This is a genomic window from Rugosibacter aromaticivorans, assembly GCF_000934545.1.
Lineage (GTDB): Bacteria > Pseudomonadota > Gammaproteobacteria > Burkholderiales > Rhodocyclaceae > Rugosibacter > Rugosibacter aromaticivorans.
Window position 1 is genome coordinate 1030813 of the sequence record NZ_CP010554.1, and the last position, 19927, is coordinate 1050739.

General features: G+C 56.7%; 17 protein-coding genes. 14 read left to right on the forward strand and 3 right to left on the reverse strand.

The features are described from left to right. Positions 1-3 precede the first annotated feature (3 nt). From PG1C_RS05200 to PG1C_RS05230, 7 genes are read left to right on the forward strand one after another with little or no spacing between them, the layout of a single operon-like run. Positions 4-732 (forward strand): DsbC family protein, encoded by a 729-nt coding sequence (locus PG1C_RS05200; RefSeq protein WP_202636339.1) that lies wholly within the window; start codon positions 4-6, stop codon positions 730-732. Continuing rightward, positions 729-1289 (forward strand): TraV family lipoprotein, encoded by a 561-nt coding sequence (locus PG1C_RS05205; RefSeq protein ID WP_202636340.1) that lies wholly within the window; start codon positions 729-731, stop codon positions 1287-1289. Before PG1C_RS05200 ends, PG1C_RS05205 begins: the two co-directional genes overlap by 4 nt. Further along, positions 1289-3862, forward strand: coding sequence for a type IV secretion system protein TraC (gene traC, locus PG1C_RS05210; protein WP_202636341.1), 2574 nt, complete (start codon positions 1289-1291; stop codon positions 3860-3862). The genes PG1C_RS05205 and traC overlap by 1 nt, the downstream gene beginning before the upstream one ends. 12 nt (positions 3863-3874) lie before the next feature. Beyond that, on the forward strand, positions 3875-4267 hold the full coding sequence (locus PG1C_RS05215; protein ID WP_202636342.1) for a hypothetical protein: 393 nt from the start codon (positions 3875-3877) through the stop codon (positions 4265-4267). Positions 4268-4270: 3 nt separating this feature from the next. Continuing rightward, entirely contained in the window at positions 4271-5062 is a 792-nt protein-coding gene (locus tag PG1C_RS05220) for a conjugal transfer protein TraF (RefSeq protein WP_202636343.1), read from the forward strand. Between the two features lie 8 nt (positions 5063-5070). Then, a complete protein-coding gene (locus PG1C_RS05225) occupies positions 5071-6495 on the forward strand; it encodes a conjugal transfer protein TraH (protein WP_202636344.1) in 1425 nt (474 codons plus the stop codon). 16 nt (positions 6496-6511) lie between these two features. Next, complete coding sequence (locus PG1C_RS05230; RefSeq protein ID WP_202636345.1) at positions 6512-9334, forward strand: conjugal transfer protein TraG N-terminal domain-containing protein; 2823 nt, start codon at positions 6512-6514, stop codon at positions 9332-9334. Positions 9335-9501: 167 nt separating this feature from the next. Here PG1C_RS05230 and PG1C_RS05235 read toward each other — a convergent pair whose 3' ends face one another. Continuing rightward, entirely contained in the window at positions 9502-10425 is a 924-nt protein-coding gene (locus PG1C_RS05235; RefSeq protein WP_202636346.1) for an ImmA/IrrE family metallo-endopeptidase, read from the reverse strand. Next, on the reverse strand, positions 10422-10757 hold the full coding sequence (locus PG1C_RS05240) for a helix-turn-helix domain-containing protein (protein ID WP_202636347.1): 336 nt from the start codon (positions 10755-10757) through the stop codon (positions 10422-10424). The genes PG1C_RS05235 and PG1C_RS05240 overlap by 4 nt, the downstream gene beginning before the upstream one ends. Before the next feature lie 157 nt (positions 10758-10914). Between PG1C_RS05240 and PG1C_RS05245 the strand changes: the two genes are divergently transcribed. From PG1C_RS05245 to PG1C_RS05265, 5 genes are all read left to right on the forward strand, one after another. Next, positions 10915-11211: a DUF2188 domain-containing protein gene (locus PG1C_RS05245; RefSeq protein WP_237218297.1), complete on the forward strand. Its 297-nt coding sequence runs from the start codon at positions 10915-10917 to the stop codon at positions 11209-11211. Between the two features lie 3 nt (positions 11212-11214). Further along, the gene (locus PG1C_RS05250; protein ID WP_202636348.1) at positions 11215-12804 is read left to right on the forward strand and encodes an SAVED domain-containing protein; all 1590 of its coding nucleotides are present in this window, start codon (positions 11215-11217) and stop codon (positions 12802-12804) included. A gap of 23 nt (positions 12805-12827) precedes the next feature. Then, entirely contained in the window at positions 12828-14069 is a 1242-nt protein-coding gene (locus PG1C_RS05255; RefSeq protein WP_202636349.1) for a nucleotidyltransferase domain-containing protein, read from the forward strand. 864 nt (positions 14070-14933) lie between these two features. After that, positions 14934-15788, forward strand: a complete 855-nt coding sequence (locus PG1C_RS14985; RefSeq protein ID WP_414629204.1) for a HesA/MoeB/ThiF family protein — start codon at positions 14934-14936, stop codon at positions 15786-15788. 7 nt (positions 15789-15795) lie between these two features. Continuing rightward, positions 15796-16287, forward strand: coding sequence for a Mov34/MPN/PAD-1 family protein (locus PG1C_RS05265; RefSeq protein ID WP_202636351.1), 492 nt, complete (start codon positions 15796-15798; stop codon positions 16285-16287). A gap of 63 nt (positions 16288-16350) precedes the next feature. Here PG1C_RS05265 and PG1C_RS05270 read toward each other — a convergent pair whose 3' ends face one another. Next, positions 16351-16797, reverse strand: a complete 447-nt coding sequence (locus PG1C_RS05270) for a YbjQ family protein (RefSeq protein ID WP_202636352.1) — start codon at positions 16795-16797, stop codon at positions 16351-16353. 177 nt (positions 16798-16974) lie between these two features. Here PG1C_RS05270 and PG1C_RS05275 point away from each other — a divergent pair, with 177 nt between their 5' ends. Beyond that, a complete protein-coding gene (locus PG1C_RS05275; RefSeq protein WP_202636353.1) occupies positions 16975-17457 on the forward strand; it encodes a S26 family signal peptidase in 483 nt (160 codons plus the stop codon). A 345-nt stretch (positions 17458-17802) separates the two neighbouring features. Beyond that, positions 17803-19836, forward strand: a complete 2034-nt coding sequence (gene mobH / locus PG1C_RS05280) for a MobH family relaxase (protein WP_202636354.1) — start codon at positions 17803-17805, stop codon at positions 19834-19836. Positions 19837-19927 lie beyond the last annotated feature (91 nt).

Below are 19927 nucleotides of genomic sequence, written 5' to 3' on the forward strand. Positions count from 1 at the left end.
CCCATGCAAATAAATCGACCACCTGTTCAATGGCTGTCCGTATTGATGGCATTGATGCTGTCGATGGCGGCGCAGGCCGATGACGGCCTTGATAGCCTGGAAAAACGCCTCAAAGACATGTATCCGGCAACACGGATCGAGCGCGTCCAAACCTCGGAGATTCCGGCCCTGTTTGAAGTGACGATGGGCAAAAACTCGGCCTATACGGACGCGACCGGGCGCTATTTCGTCTTCGGTCATCTCTTCGACATGAAGACACAGCGCGACCTGACAGCTGAGCGCATGGAAAAGCAGCAACGCATCGATTTCGCCCAGTTGCCGCTGGGGGATGCCATCAAGACAGTGCGTGGCAAGGGGGAACGTGTGCTGGCAGTGTTTTCCGATCCGGACTGCCCTTACTGCAAGCGGCTCGAAGCCGAGCTCGACAAGCTGAGCAATATCACCCTCTATACCTTTCCCTATCCCCTGGAAGGGTTGCACCCCGAGGCCGTGGACAAGTCCGTCGCTGTTTGGTGCGCGCCGGACCGCGCCCGCGCATGGTCCGATCTTATGAAATCCGGCACGGTCCCGGCGAGCCGGAAATGTGAAAACCCGATTCAACGGAACATCCAGCTAGCTCAGCGGCTGGGGATACAGGGAACACCGACCATGGTTTCCGCCGACGGACGCATGTTGCCCGGCGCTGCCCCCAGTGACCGTATTGAGCAATGGCTTGCCGAGAGTCGGCCATGAGAATCAATTGGCTTGTGAGCCTGTTGTTGCTTGCTCTGGCCGGTTGCGCAGGCACGATGTCGGGACTGGACGGGCAGGGAAAGTTTTCCTGCAAGGCGCCGGATGGCATTTCCTGCGCATCGCTCTCCGGGGTCTATGCGAACGCCGTACAGAATAATCTACCCGGCCAGCGTCCGTTCACGGAAGCCGCCAAGGGCGAGTCGGCAGCGCCAAAGATTACGCATCAGGCACCGCTTTCAGGCGAGCCAATCCGCAGCGCCCAGAAAGTGCGGCGCGTGTGGCTTGCGCCCTGGGAGGATGACGAGGAGGTGCTGCACGACCAGTCGTACTTCTATCTCGTCGTCGATCCTGGGCGCTGGCAGGTCGAGCATTCGCGGCGCAAGGCCAGCGAAGATTACCGGCCCGTCGTACCGCCGAAAGTCTTTACGCCTGCGGCACCCAATGCCAGCGAACGGCCAGCGTTGCGGATGGAGCGGAGCAATCCTGCCGTACCGCCCAATGCAATGTTTCCTCTGCAGGGGCGTGAGAGTCCACCCGCTGGCGGGGAGGGGGGCTGATGGGGTGGTTCGATGCACTTCGCGCCGCTTTCCTGCCGGAACGGACGGCAGAGGCTGATCATTTACCTCGGCAACTATTGCGGGAAATTTCGCAGATGCCGCGCCTCACTGGGATTCTTCCCTACCTGGCGTGGCAGGAGGATGCCCGGCTGTTTGTCCTGGATCAGGGCGGGTTTGGCGAGCGGGAAGAGCACGCCATTGGCTTTTGTATTGAGACCTTGCCTCAGACCGGTGCCAGCGACGAAATGGAAAAGGTTCTTGCCAGCCTCTTCGTCTCCTGCCCGCCGGGAACGGGGATACAGATTTCCCTTTACGGCAGTCCCCATATCCTTCCTTTGCTCCGAGCCCAGGCCAACCTCTTGCCATCTTCGGTGTCGATCGACGAAGCGGACTTTGAAGAGCGGCGTCATGGGAACATATTCCGACTCCTCGCACGTCGCCGCATCGACCATTACCTGAAGGGCACTGGCCAGTCCATCTTCGGCCACCAGACCTATCTGCTGCGGGATTTTCGTTCGGTCATCGCGATTACCTTGCCTCTCGATCCTGAATCCCCGGCGGATGTCGACGAGGCACTACGTATCCGGGAAAGCGTTCACGCCACGCTCAAGTCTGCCCATCTGCCGGGGCACGATTGGGGCCCGGGTGAGCTCATGAACTTCACGGCTGATTTTTTCGATCACAACCGCCTGTTTGCAGGCGGTGCATCGCGTCCAATTGAATGGAACGAGAATCTGCCACTGCGCGATCAACTTTCTGATCTGGAGGTCGCTTCCCGCGTGGGGGACGGGGACATTCGCTTCCGCAAGGCCGGTGGCGACGAGTCTGTCCTGCAACTGTTCTCGGTGCGCCAGTATCCGCGTTTCTTCCGTCTTTCAGGCATGAACTACATGATCGGCGATCCCTATCAACTCGCCTTGTCCATGCCGTGTCCCTTCCTGATCACCATGGGGGCAGTCTCGCTCGACTACGAGTCAGCGCGAACCAAGGCCCAGATGAAGGCGGCGCGGGCAACGCAGAGCGCCGGTTCCTACATGGCGCACTTCCAGCCTGACCTCCAGGAGCGCAAGCGCGATTGGGACTTGGTGCTCAAGACCTTCGACAGTGGCAGAACGGTGGTCGGCATGTACCACCAGATAGCTCTTGTCTCGAAGGTCGAGGATGCCTCTCGCTGCGAGCACGCCGTACGCGCCGTGTGGCGGGCGCGCGGCTTCGATCTAACCAAGGACTTCTATCTACAGCACCAGGCCCTGTCGGCGGCGCTACCCATGACCCTGACGCCAGGCCTGCAAGCCGATCTTCGTCAGTTCGGGAGAATCAACACCAAGACGGCGGACAACGCAGTTATGACATCGCCGCTGATCGCCGAGTGGAAGGGAACACAAACCCCGGTGATGACCCTATTTGGCCGACGCGGGCAGATCGTCGGTTTCGATCTTTTCGACAACACCGGTGGTAATTTCAATTTCGCCGTGGCGGCACTGTCGGGATCCGGCAAGTCTGTGTTCGTCAATGAGATGACCTATCGCTACCTTGGCGCCGGGGCCAAAGTGTGGATCATCGACGTCGGCCGCTCCTACAAGAACCTCTGTGACTTGCTTGACGGTGAGTTCATCGAGTTTTCGGATGAGCGCCAGAACACCATCTGCCTCAATCCATTCTCCATGATCATCGATATCAGCGCCGATATGGAAATGATCTTGCCCCTGATTGCCCAAATGGCGAGTCCACGGGAGCCGCTCGATAACTACGGATACACCGCGCTGGGTTCGGCCATCAAGCGGGTTTGGGATGCCAAAGGACGCGCAGCAACCATCACCGACATCTATGAGCTGCTCCAGACCGGGCGACTGTCTCTGGAGGGCGAGTACGAGCGCGACCTCAGTCGCCTGGCCACAGCCTTGGAGCCCTATACCCGTCATGGCGTTTACGCGAGCTACTTCGAGGGAGATGCCAATATCCAGTTCGACAAGGATTTTGTCGTCCTTGAGCTTGAGGAGCTGAAGTCCAAGAAGGATCTCCAGTCGGTAGTGATGCAGCTCATCATGTATCGCATCACCCAGGAGATGTACCGTGATCGCTCCCGGCGCAAGCTCGTCATTATCGACGAAAGCTGGGATCTCATGGGATCCGGCGCCAGCGGCAGCTTCATCGAGGCCGGTTATCGCCGCGCCCGCAAGTATGGCGGCGCGTTCGGGACGATCACCCAATCCGTCGACGACTACTACAAGAACGAGGCGACCAAGGCGGCCATCAACAATGCCGACTGGCTGTTCTTGCTTCGCCAGAAAGCCGAGAACATCGAACGCCTGGGCAAGGAGGGCAAGCTATCCCTGGACGAATGGTTGAAGCGTCAGCTCGGTTCTGTCAGTACCGAGCACGGCCATTTCTCGGAGATCTACATTCACTCGCCAATGGGGTCGGGACTGGGACGGCTCCTGCTCGACCCCTTCTCGATGCTGGTTTATTCCACCCGTGCCGAGGACTACGAGGCCATCAAACGCCTGCGTGAGCAGGGGTTGTCGGTTTCGGAAGCCATTGAACGCCTCGTTATTGAACGCGCATCACAATAAGGCAGATTAGTCATGAGTCTTCTGAAAATACAAATGTTCACCGTGGCCGTTACGCTGATGTTGTGGGCATGCATTACCGCGTTATGTTTGCATTTCTGGCCTGTGGAAATTCCGCGATTTGCCCGCGTGGATATTGGCTCCATCGTTTTTCAACAACAGCAATCCCTGGCGCAGCGCGTCAAACCGGGAATGGATGCCGCTGAACAGGCGAAGCTGTTCGATGAAGCCAAGGCCTTCGGCGTGCGGCTGGATGCTGCCCTCGAACAGGTTGGAAAGGAATGCCAGTGTGCTCTGATCAATACCGCGGCGCTGCTCAAGGCGACTTCCGCTAAAGCAATCCCTGACTTGTCCGCGCGAGTGGCGGACATCCTGAAGCAACCGGCTATCGGCGCACCGGCGCAATGACCAATGCGTATCGCTCTCCTGTTCTTACTTCTCGTGTTCGTCAATTCTGCGTCAGCGGAAAGCAGTTTGGAGTATGACTCTATCTGGCGCTGCGACGAGAGTCGGTTCAACTGGTATTGCGATATCCCGCGTGAAAGTGATCGGATCGATGACGCCGTCGAAAAGCCCAAACCAAAGGCAGCCAGTGAAGAGGATGAGGCCGTCGCGGCCCTGAAGAAGTTGAGAGAGGATGCGGAGCGGAAGAGGGCGCTTGCCATCGTCAAGCCGACGCCAGAGAACCTCAAGAGCTACATCGTGGCCCAGGAAGCTCTGATGGACAGGGCTTCAGTGTTTTCGGACGTCTGGCGCCGGGTCATCTGGGCCAATCCGGAACTCAACTATCAGTTGCGGAACCCGTCCAACAACTCGGCCATCCAGGTGCGCGATGTCCAGCGGACGCGCAAGGAAGCAGAGACCCTCGCGAGTCTGGTGCGGGACTGGGGGCTGTTTTTCTTCTTCCGGTCGGATTGCCCGTATTGCCATCGCATGGCGCCAACGCTGAAATTCCTGTCCGAGCAGTACGGAATTGCTGTTTTCCCTGTCTCTCTTGACGGTGGCGGATTGCCTGAGTTCCCAAAACCGTCACGGGACAACGGGATGGCTGCTTCCTTGGGCGTCAGCGTTGTGCCGCTCGTGGTGTTGGGGAATATCAAGGATCGCCGGCTTCTTCCGATCGGGTCAGGTGTGCTTTCGGCTCAAGAGATCGTCGAACGCATTTACATCCTGACTCAAACACGTCCCGGCGAACTTTATTGAGGTTGCCCATGAATAGTTCATGTCTCCGTCGAACCATCGCCATCACGCTTGTCTGCTCGACGCTGGCCAGTCCGGCAATGGCCAACGTCTCCCAGTCAATGCAGGACTGGTTCAATGACATCGGCGCCTACGGCAATGTGACCGGTGCGGACGCCTACCGCGGGCAGACGATGAATTTCTATACCGGAGGAAGTCTCTATATGCGCACCCCGGTGCGTAACTACCAGCTGGCAAGCATTTCGCCGCCTTCATTTCGGGCTGGTTGCGGCGGAATCGATTTGTTCGCAGGATCATTTTCTTTCATCAATAAGGAACAGTTTGTCGCACTGCTGCGGAACATAGGTAACAACGCCATCGGCGCTGCCTTCAACATGGCCTTGTGCTCGATGTCGCCTGACCTCTGTGATCTTCTGAAGTACCTGCAGGATCAGGCGTCGAAGATGAACAATCTCAACATCAATTCCTGCCAGGCAGCGGAAGGGATCGTCACGGCGGCCGGCAGCATGCTGACGGACAAGACCCAGGAGAAGGAGGGGAAAACTGCCGGTGCGAGCCTCAACATCTTTGGGGATGTGTTTGAGTCCTGGGATGAGTGGAAGAAAAGCAGTGCTACGGCCAAAAGTATCCGGACAGCGGCCAAGAACTCGTCACAGGGGTATCGGGAGCTTTTCGAACCGGGCAACGTCGTGTGGCGATCGCTATCCCGTGTCGTCGGCGTCACCGATGAGACCAAGGAGCTATTGATGAGCCTGACCGGCACTATCATCGTGACGCCGCCCGGTGAGAGCTCCGACGAGAAAGCCAAGTGGGCCTATCTACCCGGCGGAAAGCTGACCTTCCGGCAGTTCGTCGGGGATGGTGGTTCAATGACAGTCAATCTGCCCGGCCTGAAGTGCGGCGCCGACACGGCGGAGTGCATGACGCCGACCTTCTCGGAGAGCGCCTTTACTGTGACTCCGTTCTCCCGGCAAGTCAGAACCCGGATTGCAGCGATGCGGGACAAGATCATCAATCGGGACGCCACGGGGCAAACCAGTCTGGATACGGCCCTGATCGGCAATTCTTCCCTGCCGGTCTGGAAGATGCTCGCGGTATCCAGCAGTATCCCTGGCGGTGACCGGATCACTGAAGACTACGCCCAGTTGATTGCTGTGGATGTGGCCTACGCCTACTTTACGAATCTCTCAAAGACGCTTCGCAGTGCTCTGCAGAACGAGACAGGGAAGGGCGGTCCCGATGCCGTCGCTGCTTCGGAAAAGATTCTCGTCCGCCTCAACGAAGTCGAGCAGGAGGCGCGGGACATGCTGCGCGCCGAGTACCAAAAGGGCATGCAGGTCGCAGAAATGAGCCGTTCGCTCCAGCTTCTGCATCAAAGCCTCAATGCAGGGATGCCGACCAACATCTTCCAGTCCATGATGGTCTTCAACCGGTAGATCGGGCAGAACCAGAATGTACGAGGTCTATGCCTATTGGAACGTCGCGGAGCTGGAGGCGATGTTCAATGCCGTCGCTTCCATCATGGGTAGCGGCGATTACCTCGGTTTGCTGCGCACCATGGCGATCGTGGGAATCATCGTCGTTGTCATCGCCACCCTGACTGGGCGGGAGCGACTGGATGGGATGTGGAAGTGGCTCTTCTTCCTGGCCATCTTCCAATCCATGCTGCTGATTCCCAAGGTGACGGTGACCATCGTCGATCGCACAGGGAATGAGCCACCGCGAGCTGTCGCCAATGTACCCATTGGTCTGGGCGCCTTTGCACACAGCATGAGCAAGGTAGGGGACTGGCTGACCGGGGCCTTCGAAACCGTATTCTCGCTACCCGATGATGTGAAGTTCCGACGGAACGGCACCTTGTTCGGCCACCGGGTGCTCTCCGAGCGTCTTGCCGTCAAGAGCGGCAATCCCGTTCTGACCAGCAACTTGCTGGAGTTTTACCGGGAGTGCGTCGCGCCGGATCTGGCCACCGGCTACATCCGCATGAAAGAGGACATCCTGGAGGTCAACAACGTCTGGGTCAGCCTGAACGGGAAGACAAACCCTGCGCGACTGGTGACTTTGCGCGACACGACGGACCCGACCATCATGAGTACGGTCGGCTGCGATGTGGCGTATCAGAGCCTCACTACCCAGATCAATGCGGAATCGAGCCGCCAGATCACTTTGCTGGGTTCACGCCTCTACCCGAAAATGAGCCAGTCAGATGCCGGAACCGCGATTGTCGGCTCCCTGGCAACCTCGACCAACTATCTCCTGGGGGTCTCGGCTTCGGCGCAGGATGCTGTCAAGCAGGCCATCGTCGCCAACTTCATGATCGATGCGCAGTACATGCTGCCTGCGCAATTAGGGGATGCCGCCAGCGCCCAGACCAACCTTGCGATGGCACAGTCACTTCGATCAACGAGCGACTCCTACAAGCTAATGGCGCGGGTTGCCGAATCCACGATGCCCAAGGTACGCAATTCCATCGAATTGGTCCAGTACGCTATCTTTCCGGTTTTCCTGCTCTTTGTGGTGCTCAGTGGGCATCAGGCCGGCACCATCATCAAGTCCTACGCGGCCAGCTTGTTCTGGATTCAGCTTTGGGCACCGCTCTATGCCGTGATGAACTTCATCATCACGATGTATTCGAGAAGCCAATACACGAATGGAAGCGCTGGAAGTGGCTTGTCCATTGAACAGATGAGCTTCCTCAATACCGCGATTGTCAGCGACCAGGCAATTGCGGGGATGCTGGTCATTTCAATCCCGGCCATCGCTGCCGCTATCGTGAAAGGTGGCGAGGTCGGACTGCAGTCGGTCGCCGGTCTGGTGGCGCCGCCACGCGACCCGGAAAAGATCGCCAGCGCCTTGGCCATGGGCAACATGCAGATGGGTAATGCCTCCCTCAACAATGTCAGTCACGACACGATGAAGGGTCTGGCGGTCGACATGAACCCCAGCTTGCGTCAGGGTATGACCAATTACCAGGCACGAGGAGGATTCGATTACAGCCATTTTTCCGGTGGCGGCTTCGTCGTCAAGCAGGCGAAAAGCGATGTCCGTGCCGATATGGCGCTCAACGATTCCTTGGGGGCTGCAGCGAAGGAAAATTACGAACGCTCCCAGCAGGCGACGCAGCAGCAATCTGCGGAGTACGCTGAAAGTGCTCTCGCGGCACTCAAGCAGGAGGCTGGCTTTGAGAGAAGCCACACCAAGGGCGCTAGTGATACGACAGGGTACCGCCATGGTATGGGGTCAAGCCGGAATCAAGAAGCCAATGAAACCCTACGCCAGGTCGATCAGTGGGCCAGAAAACTCGGTGTCAGCGAGAAGGTCGCGATGGAGCTCATGGTTGGCGCATCGATGGGCATGAGTACTCCGAAGCTTTTGGAGATTGCCGGACTTCGCGGAGGTGTGGAAGTGTCGGCCAAGATGCGCAATTCCGCGGACTCGATGCGATCTCTGGAGGAGATGGCTCAATTCGCTAAAGAATCAAGCTTCGGCAAGAAGGTGGGCACCGTGCTCGACAACGGCTGGGAACGGAACTACCGGACCAGCGATGAAGGAAAGACCGCCGGCAGCGATGGTATGCGTGCGTCCCTGGACCACGCACGGCAATCGCGCGACGCCTTCAGTGCATCATTGCAGGAAACGGAGGGGCACCGGCAGATGTGGGAGCTTTCCCACAGCGGCCAGCTTGGGTCAAATCTTCAGCTACAGGATCATTTCATCAAGGATTTCCTGCTGCCGAAACTTGAGTACAACTACGAAAAGTTTCAGGGGGTCATGGGCGATCCGCATAAGCTCAGGCCATACATCGAGGAATACACCGCGCAGAACTACGACCGGATGCTGGGAGAGATGGGCGGGCAGGTGCAGGGGGCTGAGGCAATCCAGGCAAGGCATGACGCGAATCGGGCGGGCATTCCGGGCAGTGAATCGGTCGAATCAGCAGGTGGCGATTATTTGGGGCAGGTGAAGGGGAGAACGGGGCGCGCTGGGGTCAACCCGCAGGAGCGGCCAAGCGACCAGGCCATGCACACAGCGATGCGGGAGTTTTCCAGGAACGCGTTCGAGGTTAACGACCGGAAGGAAGGGGCAGGGCAAGCTCATCAGGAAAATGCAATACCATCCAATTTCCGCAAGCTGAAGCCAGCATCTCCTGTTGGTAAGGGGATGGAGATCGCTGAAGATGTCTCTGACGCGGCAAATCGTGTGGTAAATGGAGTAACTGGGCCGAACCCGGGCAGCTACATTCAAGAGACCATTGGAGGGAAGAATAGCAAGTAGCGGGAGAGTCCCTGCTAATCGGGTTACGTGCAGTTACTGCTCAATATGGAAGGGCGGGCTTCGCGAGTGGCTGTTTCTGTTTCAGGGCAATATGCGTTCTATGTGCCACTGAGCCCGCGCACAGGAGGCCAACTGGAATGAAGGATGCACCCAAATGCGGACGATATTCAGCGCTTGGGCAGGCGTCCAGAGCCAATGTATTCGTCTAGCGTTTCCCGATCTTCCTCCTCGTCACGTTTCCAGTAGCGGGGTTCCGCTTTGGGCAGGATGAGCAGCGACATGGTCTGCTCATAACGGTCGGAAACGATCTTCATCTCTCGCAAGACCATATCCTTTGGCTCGGTGGGAAACCATATGGTGGCCGCGATTTCAATTCCCTGACGCTCCGGAACAACTATCTGATTCGAGGTTGCCATCGATCCTTCCGGGACCGGTATTACGCGCCCGCGCGTCCGGAAGAACGCGCCAGACTTGAGCGCCGATTGGCTTGATCGAGCCCAAAGAATGTGGTCATCTCTGGAGACAACTAATACCGCTCGCTGCGGTGTGAACTCCAGCCACTTCAGTACGGCGGCTGTGAGCGATACACCATAACGCACGGCGCAGCCGTCCAGAATTTCCAAGTCCACAATCTCGTGCCCGATCTGGGTGCGGAAGTCGTCGATCGGCATCAGAAGGGATGATGCGAAGACATCGGCCTCCGCCTCGATTTGTTTCTCTTGCGACTCCCAGCGCAACATGTCGTCCTGGTTGCACTCGAAGCTTTTCCGGGTCTGGCGATGCAGGATATAGTGACCGAGTTCGTGAGCCATTGTGAAGCGGATACGACCCGGCACGAAAACGGCCGAGTTGTAGATAAGGGCCCACTCGATCCGCCCCTTGTTTTCTGTTCCGTACAAAGCGCCCTCAAAGCCCGGCAGATCGTCACCGATGACACGCGTGATGGGGTCAGTGTGGCCGAATTGACCGGCGTAGGACTTGGCGAGTTGTTCCACGTTGACGGGGAATCGTTCGCTCCCTAAGCTGATGTTGAGCAGAGTGGATAGCCTGTTCGCCTCGGCTATGGGCTTTTTCGGCGGAATCGGCGTCATTCGGACTTCTTGTCGGGTTCCTGGATGACCTTGAGGATGTCCTGAATCTTCTGCTTGGTTTCCGCAGGAAGTTTCTGGTATTTACGGAAAAACGCACGATCAGCTACCGTCTCCGATAGCTCCGTTTGCTGATTGTCAAGTAGGAACTCAGGGGTTACGCCGAGCACAGCGGCGATTTTGGCTACCTTGTCCATAGTGGGATTGGCGGTATCCCGATTCTCCAGCTCCCACAAGTAGCTCTTGCTTGTATCGGCCAGTTCGGCCAACTGATCAAGGCTAAAGCGCTTCCCCTGACGCAGTTTGCGTATCTTGTCGCCTAATAGCGTGGGCACATCTAACTCCTTAAAAGGCATCCTTGGTTTTCAAAATATACCATTATTACGAACAAAATAACATCGACTTGACAATACATTAATTTTCCCATAACCTAAGCAATAAACCCGATATATCGAACGATGAGGTACTGATGTTATGTGTAGTATGTAAAAGTTGGCAACCAGAAAAATTGAAACAGAATTAATGACATCAGACCTTTTTAACCACCCAGCTATGGAAAGGCAAAATATGGGTAAGAACCAGCATGTAGTACCCCGTGAAAACGGTTGGGCCGTTCGCGGCGAAGGCAACGAGCGGGACACTTCACACCACAACACACAGGCTGAAGCAGAAAGGGCAGCACGCGGAATCGCAATTAACCAGCAAGCCGAGGTCATTATTCACGGTGAAAACGGACGAATTAGAGAACGCAACAGCTACGGTAACGACCCATTTCCACCGAAGGGCTGAACCGTGACGACTTCCTGTTCCGACTCCGAACTCGCCGACAGCTTACGTACCCACATCGCGCAAGGGCGCGAGCACCTGCTTGTCGTTGCCAACAAGTTCGTTGTTCGTGTTCTTGCTGCAAGATCCACGACGGATGACGACTGGTTGGAAGTGGGGCAGGGTGACCTAGCCGAAGAGACGGCGAAGATTCTCGAACAGGCAGGTAAACAGAATCGCTTGCTCTGGGTCGAAACAACCGACTCAGCCCCATTGTTTACAGATTATCGGTCGCAAACCCCTCTGAAAGTGACTACCAGCTATGTGAAGGCATGGCAGAAGACCCGAGACGCCGTCACTCAGGCCGGCGGCCGACAGGGAGAGGTTGACGCGAAGACTAGGTTCGAGGTTGCTTCGTTGGCTGGATGGCGTTGCCAGCTCGATGGCTGTGGCGAGGATCTGCGGCACCACTTTGTTCCAGGCGCAAGTGGTAACTACGGCTATTTTGCTCACATCGTGGCGTCGTCTAGTGATGGCCCCCGCGGGGACAAAACGCACTCGGCTAGGCTTGCGAACGACCCGACCAACATCATGCTGATGTGCGATAAGTGCCATCGGCTGATTGACCGCATTGCCCCCAATCGCTACGGCGTCGAGCTGCTCAGCGAAATGCGCGAGAAGAGCGTTGGTGAGGTTCGACGCCTGCTCGATTCACTGCGGTTTCCGGCGGCTCAGATGCTGGTCATTGGCGGTAACATCGAGGGCCAATCCTTCGCTTTCGATGAACGTGTCGCCGAAGAAGCCATGTGGCTGCATCGACTCCGCTCCGCCACACCGCGGGCTGAATGGTTTGCTCGAAACGGATCGCATCTAGGAGCCTCCAATTCGAATGCTTACTGGCTCAGCCTGCTCGAGTTGCTGCGAACGGACATTCCACGGTTGAAAGGGCTCCTTTATGGAACGACCCACGGAGGCGCGCAGCGAGCACCGCTCGCCGTTTTTCCACTGCATGGAACATCCGTCCTCGTGCTGTCTGGGCGATTAGTGGGTGAATCGAGTACGGTCCAATTGTTCCAGTTCCACCGCGACCAGGTAGCCGGCAATCGCGGGGGCCAGTGGGCTTGGCTGGATTGCCCGAAGCCGGCAACGGACAAGTTCAAGGTGCATGTGCATCGCGTGGCCGAGGATGGAGAAGTCGAGGCGTTGCTACAGGTCAACCTGACTGTGTCACCGCCATCTTCCGAGTTGCCCGCGCACCTGTTCGCTGGTGGTGCTTACGTTTTGCCTACCATCGAGGTGACGGTAGATCGCCCTAGCTATCGAGTCATGGAGCACCCGGATGACCTCGAGCTGGTCGGTCGCGCAGTAGGCGACGCGTTGCAGATAATTCAGGATCAGTGGCGGGTGCGGATCGTTCACCTGGTTGTCATGGGTCCCGCGACCGCGTGCTTCCGATTGGGTCAAAAGATGCAGGCTCGCCACCAGGCTGACTTCGTGTTGTACGAGCGTCGACTTGGTGCTGCACAGGGTGCATGGGGCCCATTCGAGCCCACAATTCAAATCTCTTCCACTGAAGTGATTTTGCCCTCGACCGGCGAGTCAGCTTCCATCTCCTAAACTTGGTCGACAAGGACACTATCTTGGACAACAATCAACAATCCACCATGTCATTCTCAGAACGCCTTCTGAAGTCGCTTGGCCTCACGCGGGATGCAGGCCGCTGGGAGCAGCTCATCATGTCGTTGCTAAAGCGCCTTGAACTCAACGACTCAGAACGCAGGGACGCCGAAAGGGAGTACCTGAAGCTCGCCGACGACATCGCCACCAAGCTCGACATTCCACGGCATGAGGTGGATGTCTATCCGCAGGGATCGATGCGCACCCAGACCACCATCAGCCCGCGTGGTAACGCCAAGTTCGACATTGACGTCGTGGTTGAGCTCTCAGGACCGAAATACCAGAACCCTGACTCGGAACAGATGTTCGAGGAGTTTGGCCGGGCGCTGTTGGGCCGTGAGGAGGTGACTGGAGATCCCGAACCTCGCCGGCGTTGTTGGAAGCTAAACTATCCTCAAAAGCCATACTATTTCGATGTCACGCCAGCGGTGGCGGATCGGAACCAAGCATACGGCGCAGGTTTGCGTGTTCGGGATCCGGACACGTTTTGGAGCCCCTCAAACCCAAAGGAATTCGCTGACTGGTTCTGTGAGCTTGCTGAGCTCCGATTCCCTTTCAAGGATATGGCGTCGCTCGCTGCATTCGTGGAAGCTCGCAAGTCCATTGATCCTCTGCCCGCCGAACCGGTTGGGATCGATGACATTCTCCGTCGAGCTATCCAGCTGATGAAGCTGCACCGCGACAATTTCTACCACTTTGCAACCGAGGAGCAGAAGGCAGCGATGCCCATCTCAGTCATCATCGTGACCGCGGCCACGCATGCGTTTGAGAATATCTGGCGTACTCGCCAGCACACTATGAACTCCCCCATCGAGGTTGTCCTCGCCGTTGTTGACGAGATGCCGCGGTACGTCAAGCCGGATGCGGCAGGCAAATATTTAGTGCCGAACCCCAAGTTGCCAAGTGAGAACTTCGCTGACCGCTGGAACTCGGACAAGGGGGCGCGTGCTCGGGAGTTCAAGCATTGGCATGCAGAGCTTGAAGGTCACTTGGAGGCGCTGCTCACAGACGAGTACTCGACGAGCACTGAAGGAAAACTCAAGAGCGTGTTCGGTCAAGCCGGCATAGACGCATGGCGGGATAGTCTGGGCGTTACGAGCCAAGGCAGCCCATTGCTCAAAAGCTTGGTTGCAGCGTCCGGCGTACCACTGGCGAATCCCTCCGTTGCCACCCCGGTGGGCCGCAAGACAAACACACTGGCGTAAGCAGGCGACGCATTGCCCGTACAGCCCCTGTTTCCGGACTCCATAGACGAGGTCACACACTGGTTTGACGCCAAAGGCCCTGGCATGGCTGCGCGTTGTCCGGCACAGGAAGTGGGAACGAAGTGCCGAGTATGGAGGCTAATGGCGGCAATTCCTGAGTTGGACGGAAGCTCACCGTCACTTGTGCTTAAACAGGACTTTCCGCTAAGTGCCGCCCGCCTAGAAGTCGATAGCAAGTTCTGCCTACGCTATCCGCACATCGAAATCGATGGACATTTCTGCCACGGGATACTGCCAAGTCTGGATGACCTTACGGCCCCCGTAGAGGCAGTCGGACGTGTGCTGGTCCGGCTCAACGAGTTCCTATCATGTTGCCAGTCGCCCGGCTGGGTCGAGGCGGAGTTCCATCGAGAGCGAAAGGATTATTGGAGCCGATATGCCGCGAAGTCAAAGGCTCCACAAGCCTATCGGACCATAGAGCTGCTACTTGATGTAGACATCAACGTTGACGGAGTCCAAGAAGTTGGAGCAGTCGCGTTGGCTAATGGAGGTAAGGCACTCGCCACATCGTCATGCGCTGAGCCTGAGAAGCTCGCAAGGTCTCGTGGATGGGCGGTCGGAACCATTGTGCGCGGCGCTGCCCTAGTAGCTCAACTCCCACTCGTGGAAAGGTGGACACCGAGCACCTGGCCCAAGTCGTTCCAGGAGCTTAACGACCTGATTTCACAACTCAGCGACACACCTCGATATCTCTCCAGTTGGTATTCGTCTCGACGATGGCCGAACAAGGCGCCGGTGTTCGTGGCGCTTATTCAAGGTACGGTCGTCTTTGGCTGGAGATTGCTGCCATCCCACGTGGCGCGGATGAATAGTCCGGTTTTGGTCCCAGTCGAGGTTACACGAATCGACCGTCAATGGAGTTTGTCCCGAGACCATCAATCCGACAAGCTCAAGAGCCTGACAAGCAAGAAGGTAGTTGTCTTCGGATGTGGGTCGCTGGGTAGCCCCGTCATCGAACTCCTTGCTCGCGCCGGGGTGGGTACCATTGAGGTTGTAGACCCAGAGACTTTCGATTCGGAGAATGTTGCTAGGCATCTGCTGGGGGCGTCCAGTGTGGGTGAACGTAAAGCTACGGCCGTCTGCGGGAGAGTCGAGAGTTCCGTGCCTGGAGTGCAAATGCACTCATTCCCAGAGTCGGCTATGCAATGGTTCAGCAAGGCTTCGCAGCGGTCGGCGCCTGACCTAGTGATCGACTGCACAGGGGAGGAAATGGTTCGAGTTGCCACTTCTAGGCTTCGTCGCTCCATCCTGAAGCTGGCTCCAGTCCTGATGGCCTGGATGGAGCCAAGCTGTGCTGCTGCGCATACTCTCCTTGTGGCCGGTGAGGATGAGTGGCCCACCTCGGATCCCGCCGAAACAGCGGTGAACATCGCGAGATGGCCTGATGACCTGCAGGTTCAATTGCCCGGTTGCGGCCAGGGCTTCCACTCCTACGGGATGGCCGACACATGGCGGGCTGCGGGCTTGGTTGCCGAGCGAGCCTTGGCGGTGCTCAATGGCGCCAGTACTCCGTCCGGAATCTGTTCAATGGTTCGAAACCGAGCCTATTTCGAACAAACGTCGACACTTGTTGAGTTCAATCTCGACCCGCCCTCTGGGTCCGGCACCGAGTCTGTGACCATAGTGCGGGAGCTTCCCAAGGTACATCGTGAGATCTGAGAACGCGATGCCCTTGTTCAAGCTGGTCAACGCCGACTGGGAGATGAGTTTTGGCATGGCCGCAACCATTATTCTTGAGAAACACGCCCAACGTCGCTGGTATCAGCGGGAGTCCGTAGGTCAGCTTTTTACCAGAGATCTGACCAAACCTGTGATCGTGCTTGATGTGGCGACAGTACTCAAGTCACGCCGATCATCATGGGCCAGCGTAACGTTTGATACCGATGAGGCGATGCGTCAACGGGAAGATATGCTTCGGCAAGGGCTCTATTGCGTTGGGTTGTGGCATACGCACCCGGAAGCTGAACCAAAGCCATCTGGGACCGATGACCGCCTTGCAGCCGATCATGCTGAGGCCGCGCGTTTACTCATCAATGGTCTCGTGTTCGTCATCGTCGGAAACTCCCCATTCCCTTTTGAATGGTATATCGGTGTCCATGATGGAACCACGCTTCACCGGATGTACCCAAAGACAGATCCCAAGCAGAACAGACCGTAGTGAAGTGGGAGCGGAAGCTCACGCTCATCTGTGGCCAAGCCTCCAATTGAATGCAATGGGTACTCAGTTCGCGCTGACGACAGCCGTTCCACAATATGCCACACGTGATACGCGCCACTGCGATCCTGCCTGATCATAGTTGGCGTTGATTTTTCTGACGCCAACTACCGAATTGGCACCGATACCAAGTGCCTTTTGAGCTAGCCGGAGTAAAGCGTCTTTTTCCGCGATGCGGTACTCCCAGTCTGAAGCAGCCTCCGTTTCCGAAAGAGCCTCCACGTAACCGATCGTCTTGACGATCCTCTGGCCGGGCACATTATCGATTGTGACTAGCAATATCCGGTTTCTGATCGAATCGAGTTCGTGCTCGAGTTGAGCGAGCCGTGGTGCCGCCGTGGTTTTAGATTTTCGATTCCAACGAAAAAGGGCAACGGCAATCAATAACAGAGCCAGCAGCGGTAGCGCACCCAGCAGGTTGCTCGTTTGAGTCGCAGCAGCGGCGATGGTCATAAGTGCCTCCGATCAGTTTTCGGTTCAGCTTCGCACAGTTTCTCAAAACTGCAAGAACGTGCAGGGACAACTGCTGCTTGCAGGATGCCCACCTCTCAGGTCTCGTGCGCGCGAAATGTGCCTTTGCTGGACGCATTTCGAAAACTGCTTAACCGATTGCGCCAATACAGTGGCACCATGCATATTCGTCTGTTCAATCTGTCTGGGCGCTGGTTTCCCGTTGTCCTTTGGTTCATGGCAGCCCATTTGGCATTTGGCCGTGCTTATCTCGTCGCCCTGAATCTCACGGAAAGTCTTCCTGGCACCATTTTTCTTGTCGAGAAAGGCGTTATGCCAGCACGCGGAGAGTTGGTTGCCTTCAGATGGGAGGCAAACTGGCCTTATCCCCACGGGAGCATTTTCGTCAAAAAGTTGATCGGACTGCCCGATTCAGTCGTCACGGCGAATGGCCGAGACTTTTTCGTAGATGGCACTTCAGTCGGCCGTGCGAAGGAAAGAGCCCGAACCGGAGAGCCGCTGGATATTGGTCTCATCGGCACAATTCCGGAAGGGCACTACTACGTTGCCGGCTCACATCCCGACAGCCTTGATTCACGGTACCGGCTTACCGGCTGGGTTGGTCGGAATCAAATCATCGGGAAGGCGCATCGGATTTTCTGACGTGGGACACATTGGGTTTTTCGGAATGGAATCGGATCGCGCCACATCGGAGGTCATCCAAAGATCGAAGCGCCTATGGATAGCTGTCCTTCATCAAGCGATCGAAGATGCGAAAGGCAACGTGAGGTCAATCGAGAAGTCGGAGAGAAGTATTGGCGGCATACAGCGTGAAGCTTTGATATGGATATTCCATGGCATTTCCAATACAGCCAATTCCTTCAACTCGATCTGTGGCCTTCTGGATATTGATCCTGATCGGGCACGGCAGCGTCTTCGCGTTGTACTTGGGATTCGACGCGGCCTGGACAGAACACAGCAAGGCGTTGGCGAAAGGGATGGCTGACCTTGTTAAGTTTCATCAGAAAGACAGTTCGTCTTGATAGTCAAAATCAGGAACCTGTCGGCAAGCCCGCTGAGAATGACGCTGCCCAAACGGCAATCGACGAGGATATCCCTCGGTACCCACCGTTTATGAGGGGTCTGCCGGCCACGGACCCACACAAACTTATCGAGACTCAGCGCGAGTTAATTGGTCAGATTCGCGAGGCCGGACTCGCCTCTCCCGATATATTCGAGCAGTTCTACCTGGAGTCTCTGCGTCGATTTGCCTCCTACGCGCATCTCTTGCCGGCAAGCCAAACTCATCATCACAGGGGGGCAGGCGGGTTGCTTCGTCATGCTGCCGAGGTCGCCCTGTGGTCGCTTCAATCTGGGGATCGAGTGCTACTGCCTGGAGAGCAGGCGCCCCGGAGACGACGTGAGCTAGAACCACGGTGGCACCTTGCCGTGTTTCTAGCGGCACTTTGCCACGATGTGGGTAAGCCGGTGACAGACCTTGTCGTTACCAGCAGAGATGGAGCGAAAGTCTGGAACCCATTCGTGGAAGACCTTTATTCCTGGGCCAGCAGGCACGGCGTTGATCGGTACTTCCTGCATTGGCGTGAGAATCGTGCGAAAAAGCATACGGCGATTTCCTCTCTGATTGCTGAGCGCATCATCAGTCCAAAGGGCCTTGCCTGGATTGCGGAGGGGGACACAGAACTCGTACTCTGGATGATGGAAACAATTAACGGGCATCCCAGTGCTGAGAATCTGATACATGATCTCGTGATCCGCTCAGACCAGGTCAGTGTCGAACGAGACCTGCGAAATCTTGGTGTTGCGTTTACCGGCTATGAGATCGGTCTTCCGGTGGAACGGTTCCTGGTGGACATCATGCGCAGACTTGTCCGGGATGGAACCTGGGGAATCAATGAACCTGGCTCACGCCTCTGGCTCATTGACGGGTATCTCTATTTAATCTGGCCTGCGGCAGGCGAAGAAATGGCGGCCATCATTAATCAGGAAAAAATTCCGGGCTTGCCACGAACCCCGAACAGCATTCTGGACATGCTCGTTGATCGGAAGCTGGCGAATGTTCGCGAGGATCGGACTGACGGGAATCGCTACTGGGTGATTGCCCCCGATGTGCTAGCCGAGAAGATACCCAATATCCGACTGACTGCCATCAGGTTGCGTGATGCTGCTCTGGTCATCGATCCAGCCCCATTCTCGGTCCCTGGAAAAATTCTCGACCTGGAGGAAATTCCCAAAAAGATGCCAAGTATCTCTTCTCCAAAATTGCCTGCCGATGCGGAGCCCGCAGTGCCACCAGCGCCCATCAGGGCACCGGTTCAATCCGAAAAGGTGAATGCCAAACCACCGGAAGAAGTTGTCGATCGGCTCGACGGACCTGTCGGCGAAGCACTGAAGGCACTTGCCGAAGACATTCAAACCGGCGAAAAATCATCCGAGACATTGGCTCACATCGACTCCTCCGGTGTGCTGTGTCTCAAGTGGCCAGATGCGCTCAATGGCTATGGGTTGGAGAACAAATCGATTCTTGATGAGCTGTCGCGCCGAAACTGGCTGGTTCTTGATCCATTGTCGCCGTTTCGCAAGGTGGTGGAGATCGAGATCGACGGTGGCAAGACGTGGAAGGTTGTTCGGCTTCAGCCGGTGGTGAAACAGCTCATGGCGATCGGGAAAACGCCGCCAGAACCATCAACCGTATCGATATCATCCGCTGATCCTGTTCAGTTACCCAAGCCAGTTCAGGGCGAGATTGAGGGAATTGGTGAAGACACGCGACTTGCATTGATACAAAGTATCGTCACAACCTTGCGGGAAGGAGTGAGAGAAGGCATCCTAACGGCAGATGCGGATGGAGCCTTCGTCTGGATTCAATCCCGGAAAGCTGAGCCTTTCTTGGTAGAGCGACTCCAGGTAAATCGAATGTCAATAATGCGTTTGGGCAGCGTCGTTCCTGACGTGTTTATGTGTCAGACGCGAAAAAAAGCACATTCCTATCGAATACCGGCCACGCCGTCAGTAGGGTAAATTATTCAGAGAATGCACACGCTCCAGCGAACAGAAGTTGATCGCTTTCTTGCCAGCGGCCACTACGACAACGCCTTTGAGACTTGGCCAG

Excerpts from the sequence above, each read along its gene's own strand:
- PG1C_RS05200 (WP_202636339.1), top strand. The coding sequence starts at position 4 with ATGCAAATAAATCGACCACCTGTTCAATGGCTGTCCGTATTGATGGCA.
- PG1C_RS05205 (WP_202636340.1), top strand. The coding sequence starts at position 729 with ATGAGAATCAATTGGCTTGTGAGCCTGTTGTTGCTTGCTCTGGCCGGT.
- traC (WP_202636341.1), top strand. The coding sequence starts at position 1,289 with ATGGGGTGGTTCGATGCACTTCGCGCCGCTTTCCTGCCGGAACGGACG.
- PG1C_RS05215 (WP_202636342.1), top strand. The coding sequence starts at position 3,875 with ATGAGTCTTCTGAAAATACAAATGTTCACCGTGGCCGTTACGCTGATG.
- PG1C_RS05220 (WP_202636343.1), top strand. The coding sequence starts at position 4,271 with ATGCGTATCGCTCTCCTGTTCTTACTTCTCGTGTTCGTCAATTCTGCG.
- PG1C_RS05225 (WP_202636344.1), top strand. The coding sequence starts at position 5,071 with ATGAATAGTTCATGTCTCCGTCGAACCATCGCCATCACGCTTGTCTGC.
- PG1C_RS05230 (WP_202636345.1), top strand. The coding sequence starts at position 6,512 with ATGTACGAGGTCTATGCCTATTGGAACGTCGCGGAGCTGGAGGCGATG.
- PG1C_RS05235 (WP_202636346.1), bottom strand. The coding sequence starts at position 10,425 with ATGACGCCGATTCCGCCGAAAAAGCCCATAGCCGAGGCGAACAGGCTA.
- PG1C_RS14985 (WP_414629204.1), top strand. The coding sequence starts at position 14,934 with ATGAATAGTCCGGTTTTGGTCCCAGTCGAGGTTACACGAATCGACCGT.
- PG1C_RS05265 (WP_202636351.1), top strand. The coding sequence starts at position 15,796 with ATGCCCTTGTTCAAGCTGGTCAACGCCGACTGGGAGATGAGTTTTGGC.
- PG1C_RS05270 (WP_202636352.1), bottom strand. The coding sequence starts at position 16,797 with ATGACCATCGCCGCTGCTGCGACTCAAACGAGCAACCTGCTGGGTGCG.
- PG1C_RS05275 (WP_202636353.1), top strand. The coding sequence starts at position 16,975 with ATGCATATTCGTCTGTTCAATCTGTCTGGGCGCTGGTTTCCCGTTGTC.